8 protein-coding genes are annotated in these 12,637 nt (G+C 41.9%); all 8 read right to left on the reverse strand.

Features of this window, described 5'->3' with window-relative positions; all coding sequences use genetic code 11:
* Nucleotides 1-974: glycoside hydrolase domain-containing protein (locus VNZ46_RS02115; RefSeq protein WP_325558421.1), on the reverse strand; the 974-nt coding region annotated here is incomplete at its 3' end.
* A 24-nt stretch (nt 975-998) separates the two neighbouring features.
* Nucleotides 999-3,173, reverse strand: a complete 2,175-nt coding sequence (locus tag VNZ46_RS02120; protein ID WP_325558422.1) for a hypothetical protein — start codon at nt 3,171-3,173, stop codon at nt 999-1,001.
* Between the two features lie 7 nt (nt 3,174-3,180).
* Nucleotides 3,181-4,314 (reverse strand): glycoside hydrolase family 76 protein, encoded by a 1,134-nt coding sequence (locus VNZ46_RS02125; RefSeq protein WP_325558423.1) that lies wholly within the window; start codon nt 4,312-4,314, stop codon nt 3,181-3,183.
* A 70-nt stretch (nt 4,315-4,384) separates the two neighbouring features.
* The gene (locus VNZ46_RS02130; RefSeq protein ID WP_325558424.1) at nt 4,385-6,199 is read right to left on the reverse strand and encodes a RagB/SusD family nutrient uptake outer membrane protein; all 1,815 of its coding nucleotides are present in this window, start codon (nt 6,197-6,199) and stop codon (nt 4,385-4,387) included.
* 18 nt (nt 6,200-6,217) lie between these two features.
* Complete coding sequence (locus VNZ46_RS02135) at nt 6,218-9,544, reverse strand: TonB-dependent receptor (protein WP_325558425.1); 3,327 nt, start codon at nt 9,542-9,544, stop codon at nt 6,218-6,220.
* Nucleotides 9,545-9,850: 306 nt separating this feature from the next.
* Entirely contained in the window at nt 9,851-11,068 is a 1,218-nt protein-coding gene (locus VNZ46_RS02140) for a FecR family protein (protein WP_325558426.1), read from the reverse strand.
* An 89-nt stretch (nt 11,069-11,157) separates the two neighbouring features.
* Complete coding sequence (locus VNZ46_RS02145; protein WP_325558427.1) at nt 11,158-11,754, reverse strand: RNA polymerase sigma-70 factor; 597 nt, start codon at nt 11,752-11,754, stop codon at nt 11,158-11,160.
* A gap of 164 nt (nt 11,755-11,918) precedes the next feature.
* Nucleotides 11,919-12,635 (reverse strand): hypothetical protein, encoded by a 717-nt coding sequence (locus VNZ46_RS02150; protein WP_325558428.1) that lies wholly within the window; start codon nt 12,633-12,635, stop codon nt 11,919-11,921.
* Nucleotides 12,636-12,637 lie beyond the last annotated feature (2 nt).

Consider the following 12,637-nt stretch of genomic DNA (forward strand, 5'->3'; position numbering starts at 1 on the left):
TTTTTATCCAATTCGTAATATTTCCTGGAAAACAGGCTGGCTCTGAAGAAACAAGAATAAAAAGTTGCCTTATCCTCTTCTGATCCACCCTCTACCGTAATTTTCCCTAAGGATTGGTTCCAAATCTTTGCCGCATTCTGACGGGTTTGCTCCAGCATTTTATCTTTTCCCAGTTCTGTATCCAGATTAAGCTGCGCCTGTTCTGCACTAATATAGGATGAAGCCACCTTTACCTGAACCTTTGAACCTGGTGCAAATTCCACATATGCTCCTTTACCCTCGCCTTCCGCCGCTACCGCATTGGCCTGGATGCTGTTCTTTTTATTCTCCCAGGTACCCCAGGCTTTAAGAGGTTGATCAAATTTAATCACAAAGAAATTTTTAAACCCCTCTTTAAAGCCTTCTCCATTATTCACATAGCCCGTGATCATTCTTTCCTTAGGAAAGATGCTCACCCCACTCAGGTGTGTATAACCATCCAGCACCAGATAACTCTTTTTACCTTTGGGATAAGAAAATCTCAAATGCGCGCCACGTTCAGTGGGTGAGATCTCGGTTGCAATCTGATTGTCAAACTGTACTTTGTAATAATCTGGCTTAGCGATTTCATTTGCATGACTAAACTTCGCTTCCCTTGCGTTTTCATCCACAACAAGTTCGTCGATTAATGGCATAAAGGAAAACACCGCATAATCCCTGGTCCAGGAACTGCACTGATGTGCCTGCTGGAATCCGCGGATATGGTCTTTCTGGTACTGATATTTCCAACCATCCCCGTTTCTGCCGGTTTGTGGGGTCCAGGTATGCATACCAAATGGCAATGCTGTTGTCGGATAGGTATTCCCACGGGTTAGTTCATGGCTGGAATTGGTTCCCTGAAGGGTATTGACATAACTGACCAGATTTGTTTGCTGTGCAGAACTCTTCAGCCCCCACAGCCCCAGAAAAATAAAGAATAAGAATTTAGGTTTCATATATGTGTTGTGTTTAGTGTTCAATTACCAACGGAGATCTACAGTTACCCCCTCACTATAATTTTCAAATTGCAGCAGCAGTGTTTTTGTCTTTTCATCCCATACATTTTTAGCGATCTTCAAATGACCAGACGGCCCATCTATAACTGGCCTTATCGGTTTTGATGGCAATAAGATGCGCATTATGTTCTGTGTCCCTGAAGGGCTCTTGACAATGAATGAGTAGTGCTTTTTTTCTATCGATTCCGCGTAAACCCTTGCCGCAGCAGCCAGCACCTGAGGTACAGACCTATTATGCACCGCACTCAGATCGTATAAATATGCCTGAGTTCCCGGTAGGATACTTTTACTTTCCAGGACTGGCAGTGCTGGATCGAACAAATCTATAACAGGACCTTTTATGGATAAGGCTTCTTGATTTTCGGCCTCAGCTAATACCGCTGCTATAATATAGGGTCCACGTCTCAACACAAAATTGTTTTTTGCGATGAGCTTCCCAGCCTGGGCAAACTGCTCATAAGCCTCCCTTACCTTTTCCAGATAAGCATGATCTGCATTTGCTGTCATCACCAGTTCTTTAGGATCTTGTCTAACCACAAGCACCTTTCCCCTCCCATATACAAATGTTCTCTGAGCAGGATCTCCTTCTATCCCCATCAAAGAGAACAAATGTGCAGAAGGCGCTTTAAAGTGAAATTGACCATTATTCCACCATTCATTCACACTTTGAAAAGGATCGTTATCCCGGCCATAATATATCAGTACCCCACCCCGTTTTACCCATGCAGCCAACTCTTCGTGATAACGCTCAGACAAGGGCTTCATATTCGCATAGCTCATCACCAAAACTCTAATATCTTTTAAGGTATTTGGATGGATAAGATTTTCCATATGCACCGTTTCTACAGGAATCCCCCGTTCCAAAAGCGGCAAAGCCATTCCATAAAAATTGGAGAGTTGAGGATCATCATAACCCGCATGTACAGGAAAGCGCTGGAACATCATGGAGTTGGAAAGCAAAATCCCTACTCCATGACTCCCGTTTAATTTATTCCCCGACAATGGCATCGCGTTAAGTGAATTTACCATCACCTGCATCTGCGTGGCATAGTCCGGAGAGATCGGCTGTTTCTCTGCATTACCCTCCACTTTAAACTTACCTTCATAAATTCGGCTTGGCCATGGCATCACCTCATAATTATTCACCATGGGATACAAAAGCTGTGCGGTAAAAGTAGCCTGATAATTGACCTTATAATCCTCCCAGGAGCGCTGTCTGTCCTCAATTGGATCGGTCAGGAAAAAGATCTTTCTTCCCGTAGACGCGGTCATGGAAACCATAGAACCATACTCCAGAAAAGCATTTTCAAACACCCGCTCTTTTTTTATCCCATTGAAGTATAAGGGTTCCCTTGAAGTACCTGTCCAAACCTGCGCAATATAACCATCCATCCCTTCCAGATTGGCCAGGCTCGCTTCCGGACTAACAATTTCCCATGCAGAATAATTCAACAACGAATGTGTCGGCACATAACATTTAACACTTTTCCCTTTACTTTCACTATAAGACTTCACATAACTAAAAACCTCCTTCAGCGCATTAAAATACAGCTGATATTTCAATTTTGAAGACAAATAGGTCGCCTCAGGAGACTCATGCTGTGCTTTCCAGGGAAAACCATAGAACTTTACCCATTCCTTTTTGAACACATCACTATAACCGGCTCTCGCCCAAAACTCCGGCTCTTCAAGATAAACTGCGGTTACACCTGCATCAATAGCCCTCCTGACATGAGACTTCATATAGTTCAGGTAAGACGTCGTGGGAACAATATAAGGAACGTCTTTCCCATGCCAAATAGTTTCCCCGTTTCTCATCATTTGTCCTTCATCCATATGGCTTATCCCATCCAGTTTTCCGGTAAAGTAATCCTGGTACTGCCCCCAGGCAATACCTGTCATAAACTGTACCTCGTAACCCTTATCCCGGTATCCTTTCACCCTTTCTTCAAAATCCCCACCGGCATCATTAATACCATACACAATAGCTACGTCCGAACGGATATCATAAGCTGCTTTCCAAGGGGCTGCAATTTGGAATGTCGTCTTTTCTTTAGATAAAACCTGTGCTATAGCATCCTCCCGGTTCATCAAGGTTAGTGCCGTACAGCACACAAAGGAAAATAATATATATTTCATCGCCAGCTTACTTAACTATAGGATCAAATAATTGCATAAAAGCCACTCCACTGCTGGCCTCATAAGATTGCACAAGGCCCGTAGGGCAAGCCACTTTATAATCTCTGAACATAATTCCCCTGCTCTGGTCACGATTGCTCCAGGCCAGACTGATATTGCTGTAAATCCATTCTTTGTATTGATTTTGCCCGGCATCTTTAATCAACAATTGTATGTATTGGGCAAAAATGGCTTTTAAGACTCCCTGCTCATTCCAATCCCCTTCTGCAGGCAAAATCCCTTTAGTGTCGCACATTTTATTTTTGGTATAATCTGCAGCCAGCTTTGCATCAGCAAGATAAGCATCTTCTCCTGTCGCTTTATACAATAATGTTGCAGCACCAATACAGGTGCCCTGGTTATAAGTATAGTCTTCATATCCTGCAGGATTCTGACCTACTTTATGATCTGCAACTCTTCCGGTTGAGGCCTCGAACAAATTGTCATGAGACCACTTGTAGATATTTTTTGCTTTGTCAAGATAGCCGGAATCCTTCGTGATGTTATACAGCGTTACCCCTGCAATTACAGTGGGATAATTAATACAGGCATTTTTTCCTTCCACTTTCCAACTCCAGCGCATCCCTCCGTCAACGGGATCATGGGAATTATCCCAGACGTATTTAAAGCCAGCAACTGCAGCATCCAGATACTTCTGCTCTTTAGTAATTTCATAGCTGCGCGAAAGAGAAATAATCCACCACATCATATCATCGTATATAAAATCGTTCACCTCCTTAACTGCTTTCCAATCGAAATTGGAATAAGCATTTGCCGCACCCTGATACATGTCATTGATCTGTTTCAAATACACTGGATTGTTGGTTCTTTTATAAGCATCCATCGTGATGTCCCAAAACACAGCCTGGGGCCAGCCAACAGCAACATCCTTACGGTCACTTTTGCTGTAAAATAATTTCTGATCTGTATTATAAAATATACGGGTAAAATCATCAAATGCCTTATTGGCATCTGACGCAGAGAAGCTCACTTCAGCCGTTAAAGAAGGAGAAGGCTTTCCAATCTCATTTTGACCTTTACTACACGCAGAAAGTCCTATTGTCAACAGCAACAGATAAGCTTTTAGTTGGATGTTTTTCATAATTTGGGGGTTCTAAACATACATCAGGCAGTGCAAAAAATGCACTGCCTGACAATTAAACTATTATAAATTACCAGCCTGGATTCTGAACCAGAAGCTTATCGACATTCACGTCTTTAGATGGAATTGGCCATAAATAATGTTTTTTCTGAAATACCCTATTTTCAAAAGGGACCACATTTAAGAAATCAGGAAGATCAGCTGTAATATTTAAACCGTATATAGGCCCATTATCTGTCTGTTCCGCAATTTTCCATCTCCTGGTATCAAAATACCGTACGTTCTCAAATGCAAGTTCCACCCGGCGTTCTTTCCTTATGGCGAGTCTCATTTCAGCCTGGCCTGCAGGCACAGCCAATCCCGAGGAGCCATACTGAGGTATCCCTGCCCTTTCTCTAATCAGATTCAGGTACTTTAAAACATCAGCATTTCCTGGTTCGGCTTCATTCAAAGCCTCAGCATAATCCAGGTAAACATTAGCTAAACGATACAACATATCTGTACGGTTATTCACATCCCATTTACCCAGGCCCATAGCTTTACGCACAATATAACCTGTAGTAGAATGGTCACCTCCACCCGTTGCATTTCCAGAGTTGCCATGATTATAAAGCTCGGTTGTAATGTTGCCATTATTTGTATTTAACCATGTACTTCCGTTATAGGTAATATTTACATAGAAACGCGGCTCACGATTTACCCACTGATTGTATATATTGGCCGTAACCGGTGAACCCGGAGCCTTAAAATTAGAGTATCCAGTTTTAACATATCCAGAACCCTGATCGTCTATACTCTTCCCGTTTGCCATAAAAAATGCATCCACCTGATTCTGCGTTGCTCCCAGACCACCCGATCCCCTGGAATCAGAATTCTGGCCACTATGGTAAGGCGTCAGCTCATATTGTCTGGGGCCGATAGAGCTTTGAGGACGGGCAAATATGACCTCACTGTTCCAATCGGTCAGAAATATATCTCTGCAAGACAAATAAGGATCAAAATTACCTGAAGCATCATTCTTTTTAAACAGACTATACGTACCTGGAACAAACTGATCAATAAAAGCTTTATATGCATCCGCAGCCCTTTTCCATTTACCAACATCCGTATTCTGTGCAACAAGTTGTTTGCCGTCTGAATTTTTTAATCCAGCAAGTTCGCCGTTTCCATTATACAGCGGACTTGCTCCAAGCAGTAAGGTCTGTGCTTTAAAAGCCAAAGCAATCCCCTTGGTGATCCTTCCATAATTGTCATCGTTACTCGGAACAACAGGCAAATCTGCCGCAGCTTTATCAAGCTCGGAAGTCACATAGTTCACACACTCGTCAAAAGAACTTCTCGGCAATTGAACTTGTTCTGCTGGAGCATCAGGTGCAATCACATCTTCCCCCAGAAGGATCACCGGACCATACAGGCGCATGATATAAAAGTAAAACATCGCCCTAAGTGCCCTTGCTTCTGCTTTATATTGCACCCTTAATTGTGGCGTAATGTCTTTTTCTACCTTATCAATATTTGCCATAAAGAAACCGGCCGAACGGATTCCCTTGTAGTAGTTGTTCCAGAAATCGCCAACAAAACCTGTATTGGCATCCCAGCTCCCTATGTTCATCGCATTCGACTGAACAAAACCCCACACATAGTCTGCTTCATCAGAGCCTCCCGTCCATAAACCGGCATTCCGGCCTCCACCAGGGTTACGCTGACCAAATTCGTCAGGGATGTTGTTATAAACATTCGCTAAAAATTTCTCCGCTGTTGCACGGTTAGAAAAGGTCTCCTCCAGTGTCAGCCTGTCATTCGGCACCTGATCCAAAAAGCCCTTTTTACAGGATGTTGCAAAAGTTAAACAGGCAACTAAAGCTATATAGATATACTTTTTCATAATAATTTCTTCAAAGGGTTAGAATTTAACATTTAAGCCTAAAGAGACATTCGCCGTCATCGGGTATTTTGTTCCGTTAGCTCTGCTTTTATTTACCGGATTTGTATTCAGCTCCGGATCCCAAAGTTTGAACTTGCTGAATGTTAAAAGATTCGTACCAATCAAATAGACAGCAACATTACCAACCTTTAGTTTTGTAGCCACACTTTTGGGTAAATTGTAACTCAGCTGCGCACTCTTTAATCTTAAAAAGCTCACATCTTTCACCCACCATGAACTCTCAAGCGCATTATTGGTATTCTGGGCTTCCCCATAACTCAATCTGGGGTAAAATACATTTTGACTTGGATTCTCCGGTGTCCATCTGTCGGTAATGTTGCTAAATACGTTACTGTCTCCGCCGTTAAACGGAATGATTCCGTTTCCGCCCAGCATCACATCCGCATTTTGCAAGGACTGAAAGAGTGTACTTAAAGCGAATCCTTTATAGGATGCAGTAAAACCAAATCCAAGAATCAAATTAGGAACGTCACCACGTCCGATCTTTGTCTTATCATAATCATTAATCACCCCATCTCCGTTAAGGTCTTTATATTTAATGTCACCTGGCTTTATACTGCCTTTTGAGCCAGGCACTGCGCTTGCGTCAATCTCTGCCTGAGAATCGAATAATTTTTCAGCCACATAACCATAACGGGCCATTACATTATCTCCAATATGACTCATCCAGGGATAAGGCTGTGCAGGACGGTCGTCATTTAACAATTTATCTCTGTTATAGGTAATGTTTCCCCTCAGACCAAGATCAAGTTGTCCGATTTTCACATTATATTCAAGGGTCGCATCAATCCCGCGATTGTCCACTACGCCAAGATTTCCATACGGAGAATTGGTTAAACCAATAAAACCAGGAATAGATTCCCTTTGAAGAAATATTCCTGTCCGCTTTTCTTTAAATAAGTCAACAATAAGATACAGATTGTCGTTCAAGGTTCTGATCTCCATCCCTAAGTCTTGTTTCTTAGATTCAGCCCAGGTAATGTCTACAGCATAATCAGTTACATTGATCCCTCTTATTGTATTAAAATTCTTGCCGAACTGATAGCCGTTATCGTTTTCAGACACCAATGTCAAATAAGCAAATCTTCTCCCATTGATCTGGCCAATCCCGGTTACACCATCCGAATAACGGAATTTAAGGAAAGAAACTGCACTTTTCAACGGCTCCCAGAATTTCTCATTAGACGGAATCCATCCGATACCAAAAGCAGGAAAGGAACCATAACGTTTATTAGGGGCAAACAATTCCGAACCATTGTATCCGAAGTTAAATTCCGCAAAATAACGATCATCATAAGAATAGGTTGCCCTTGCCGCCAGTCCGAGCATACGTTTTGGTATAGAAGCTGTAAAATCTCCCGCAAATGGTTCCGTGGCATCGCTTGTGTATCCTAAAAGCAGGCCTCCAACACGATGTTTCCCAAATGCCCGGTCGTAATTTACTGCAGCTTCAGAATATGTCTTTCTGTTTCCATTACGAGAGGGGTCAAAGCTCAGATAGTTACCACCACTGGTAAACGTTTCTTTTAAATTCAAGGTACCGTCTGGTTTGTAGGGTGAATTTGTTCCTGGTACATTTTCAACGAAATAAGTACTTTCTCTCTTTGATCGTTTGATAAAATTCTCATTATAGGAATCAAAAGAGAACATTCCCGTAGCCATCAATCCTGGTGTGATCATACTCAGGTCCTGTGTCAGCCTCAGGTTAGAATACAATTGATTTTTGAATTCTGTTCTATACCCCCTTCTGGTTAGATCCGCATAAGGATTTCTTTGCCCCCCGTTAGAAGCTATCCCAGGAATAAAATTGCCTGGATACATCACCGGATAAACTACCGGCGAAATGTCCATAGCAGTTCCAAAAATATCCTGAGTATTCTCACCTGGATAATTTCCGGTTGAGGCGTAGCCCTGTAAGCCCAGGTCCAGTTTGGTTGTCTTGGTCAATTGAAGGTTCAGATTACTGGTAAAATTATACCTGTTATAATCCAGCGCGGAATTGTATTGCTGCAGATCATTGGTTTTAAGAAACCCGGATTCATTATAATAGGCAAGCGACACATAATACTGAGCCTTGTCTACACCCCCGCTCGCATTTAGATTTGCTCTCCTGTTATGACTGTATTTATTCAATATCTGATCCATCCAGTTCACATTTGGGTACAGCAAAGGATCGACTCCCGATGCAGTCTTATTGATATAATCCTGAGTATATTGAACAATTCCTCCCCTGCCCACACTGGCCTCATTCGCCATGTTCATATAGGTAAGACCATCGGCCATTTCTGGTCTTTTGGTAAATGTGCTGATCCCTTCATTATAATCAAACAAAATAGTGTTTTTCCCCACCTTACCGGTTTTGGTCTTTACCAGAACCACTCCGTTAGCACCTCTTACCCCATAAACTGCCGTACCCGAAGCATCCTTCAAAACCGTGAAAGATTCAATGTCTTCAGGATCAATATTATCAATAGAACGTTCAACACCGTCTACCAGAATCAAGGGATTACTGGTATTCCCTCCAAATGTCGCAATCCCCCTGATCCAGATATCTGCTGTACTTCTCCCAGGCTCACCGCTTCTCTGCACACCCACTACCCCCGCAATTCTTCCGGCTAAAGACTGTGTAATACTTGCAACAGGTTGCTTAAGTTCTTTAGGAGACAAGGTTGATTGCGCACCAATCAGGGAGACTTTTCTTTGTGTACCGAAACCAACAACCGCAACCTCTTCCAGAGCGTTGCTATTAGGCACCAGCTGAATTGACAATGTTTTCTGTCCGTTTATACTGATTTCTTTGGTATCATAACCCACATAAGTAACTACAAGTATACCCGATTCAGAAGGCACACTAATGCTAAAACTTCCGTTTACATCTGTAGCCGCAGAAATCAAGGTTCCCTTTACTTTTACACCTGCGCCAGGAATGGGCAAACCATTCTCATCTTTTACAATACCACGGATTACAATTTGCTCCGCTTTCGCTGAGGCAGGAGCTATTTTAGTTAACAAAATCGTTTTATCAACAATGTTATAAGTAATATTCAGTCTTTTAAAACAGACCGTCAGCGCCTCTTCAAGCGAAACATTAGTCACGTTCACAGACACGATCTCTTTCGCCGGATCAAAATCATTACTTAAAAAAACATAACCGGTTTGGTTTTTAATATCGCGCAACACCGTTGAGAGCGGTTTGTTCCGTTGGTTCAGGTTAACTTTCTGTGCCACCACCGCAGCGCTGGCCTGAACAAGGGCTATCATGAGGATGAAAGTGGTTAATTTCATTATCAATAGCAGTTTATGGCGTATCTTAAAAGACACGCCTCGGTTAAAAGCATTTATTTTCATACTTTTGAGTTGATTTGGGTTAAACAGAAATTAGTACAGATTAATTTTCCGATGTATCATCGGAGGGTTAGCTCAAATCTTTAGCCGGTCAATGGGTCCAAGCATTGTCCGGTTTTTTATTTAAGTCCCTTCACAGCCTAAGTGTGCCTTCGTAGATGTTTGTTCATGTCAGTCTGGTTTATTTGGTTAAATTTATATTTGCTCGTCCGGGTTTTACAACCCTAAACATGAATAATTTGTGTTTTAATTTCCAGTAATAATTATTCTCTTTCTGGCCGTTCCTTTACTTGGTGCTTCCACTCTGAAGTTGATATTGGCCAGACTCAAAATCTTAAATGCTTTAGACGCATTCATGTTCCGGTAGATCTCTCCATTAAACTTATTGCCCGGAATATTACCCGCATATTCCACATCAATATCATACCATCTGGACAACTGGCTCATTACAACCTTTATACTGGCATTATCAAATTTAAAAAGCCCATTTTTCCAGGCCACTGCATTTGCAGTATCTACTTTAAAAACCTTAATATTGTCGTTTACTCTTGACTGCTCTCCAGGGACAATAACTTTTTCAAATACCCCTGCACGACGCACTTTAACACTTCCTTCCAGTAAAGTGGTTTCCACCCCATCACTTTCTTCATAGCTGTTGATGTTAAAATGAGTTCCCAATACTTCAACCTCCTGTTTATTGCTGGTCACGATAAAAGGTAGTCTAAGCATGCCTATTTTAAGCTTTGAAACTTCGAAATATGCCTCTCCTTTTAACTCTACTTTGCGTTCTTTTAAATGGGCAAAAGAAACCGGATATTTCAGGGAAGAAGCAGCATTCAGCCATACATGGGTACCATCTGGCAAAATAACCTGATACTCTCCCCCCGCCGGGGTAGAAATCGTATTGTAGCGCAGATCCTGATCTTGTGCTTCCGGATTTCCAGTTTCATAGACCAATTGCCCATCTGTCGTTTTCCTGACACTCACACCAGCCTGCTCCGCCAGCTTTCCATTGGCTGCATCCGTTAAAGAAACTTTCCTTCCGTCGGCGAGAACCAGTGTTGCCTTATTTCCGCCAGGAGCAAGCTCCCCGTTATATCGGGTATAAGTCACTTTATCTGTATGCTTTCGCATAATAAACAAGCCTGTAAACACGATACATACAGCAGCAGCCACCGAGATCCATGATGTCCAAATAGATAGCATCCTGCGTGGACGCTTCCTGCCTTCCGAACTTACCTTATCGTCCACAGAAAAAATATGTTGAAGTATATTTTGCTTCTGATCCGCTTCCATGCCATTCACAAACGTTCCCTTCAAAAGATATTCTTCCATCAATTGCTGGACAGCATCCTGATGTGCCGGATCATTCACCAATACAAAAAATGCATTTGTTTCCTCCGGTGTGGAAGCCCCTTTAATGTACTGATCGAATAACTGTCTTAAGTTCGTTTCTGTCTTCATAAATGCACAGATGCCGCAGCATCCATTTCCTCACTGACGCATGAAAATCCAAACCGGGGTAACAGAAATAAAAATATTTTTTATTCCCTCTATTTTTTGAAGAAAAACAAGACAAGGAACCACAATTCAAGTCCTGTAAAATGTTCCCTGATGGTCTTCAAAGCCAATTTCATATGCTTATGGACCGTGCCGGAAGAAATATTTAATTTTTCAGCCACTTCTTCGTATTTTAAGCCCTGCTCATGGCATAACTCATATACCAGTTTACGTTGCGGTGGCAGTTTATCCACAACCGATTTCAATATTCTTGAAGATTCATTATATAAAACCCGATGTTCGGTGTTCGCCCCGCCAGGTATACCTTCTTCAGTCAGTTCCATTTCTCTTACTGCTTGCGCAGCAATTTTTCTTAAAGCAGAATAACTGTGGTTCCGTGTAGCCCGGTTTAAATAGGCTCCGAAATTTTCAATATCCAGGATTCCCTCCCGGTTTATCCAGATTTTAATAAAAATGTTTTGGACAATTTCCTCAGCCTGGGTCTTAGAGCGGGTTAGTTTCATAGAATAATCATAAACCATCGCCTGATAATTCTCAAATAATTCAGTGAAAGCTTTCTGATCTCCACCAGCAATCCTGCCGAGGAGTTCTCTTTCCGACGAATTTAAAGGAGATTTATCGTTATACATCTAGATCCGGTTAGATTAAAGTTAATATTAACCGCATCAATATTATGTATTTATTTTCAAAATTCACTTACCCTGATCTACAAACAGGGATAATCAGTACTTATACTTATTACGTTCAAAAAACGGGCAGTTACAGCTAAATATCAGTAACCGCCCGGGAAGCGCTAATAAACTACACTCGGAAGTATTGGTGTCACAAATCTTTCCACAACATGAACCGTTCCATTGGTAGCCAGAATATCTGATGTCCGCACATTATTATTGTTGTCGTTGATCAAAATCGGATAATCCTGAGTATTTCCGTTTGATCCGTTCGATACTCTTAAAAACATCTTCGAGTCAGGATTAGCAGCAAATCCGTCCAAAGTAATGCCCGCAGGCAATGCATTCCAATATCCTTTTGGAGACAGCGTTTGCACCTCTACCGATTTGATCGGAGGCAAGGTATAATGGTTATATTCACCCGGGACGATCAGGTACAAAAGATAGTTTTTCACAAATTCCTTTGGATAGGCCGTCCAGTCGGCAGGAGCTTTGCCATTGACCAGAAAATTCTGAAAAACTCCGTTTGGCGCTTTTCCGGTAACACTTACAGCATCCTTATTCAGCACAATAAATGTTCTTCCAGGTTTCATATATTCCGTCGTATCAATTCCAGAATACACAATACCGGCCATCAACCGTTCAAAAGTTTTATCACCTGTAGCAGCCCTTTCTTTAATAAAAGCCCAGGCACTTTTGTTGATATGCGGATCTAAAGTATGTGGTGTACGGTTATAGTCTTTCTGTAAATCCAATCCAGCCAAAGAACAACCCGAAATAAAAACAGCTGCACATAGAAAAACTATTATTTTTCCTTTAATAAGATTTATCTTTTCCATAA

Source organism: Pedobacter sp., assembly GCF_035566355.1.
In the GTDB taxonomy this organism is placed as follows: Bacteria; Bacteroidota; Bacteroidia; order Sphingobacteriales; family Sphingobacteriaceae; genus Pedobacter.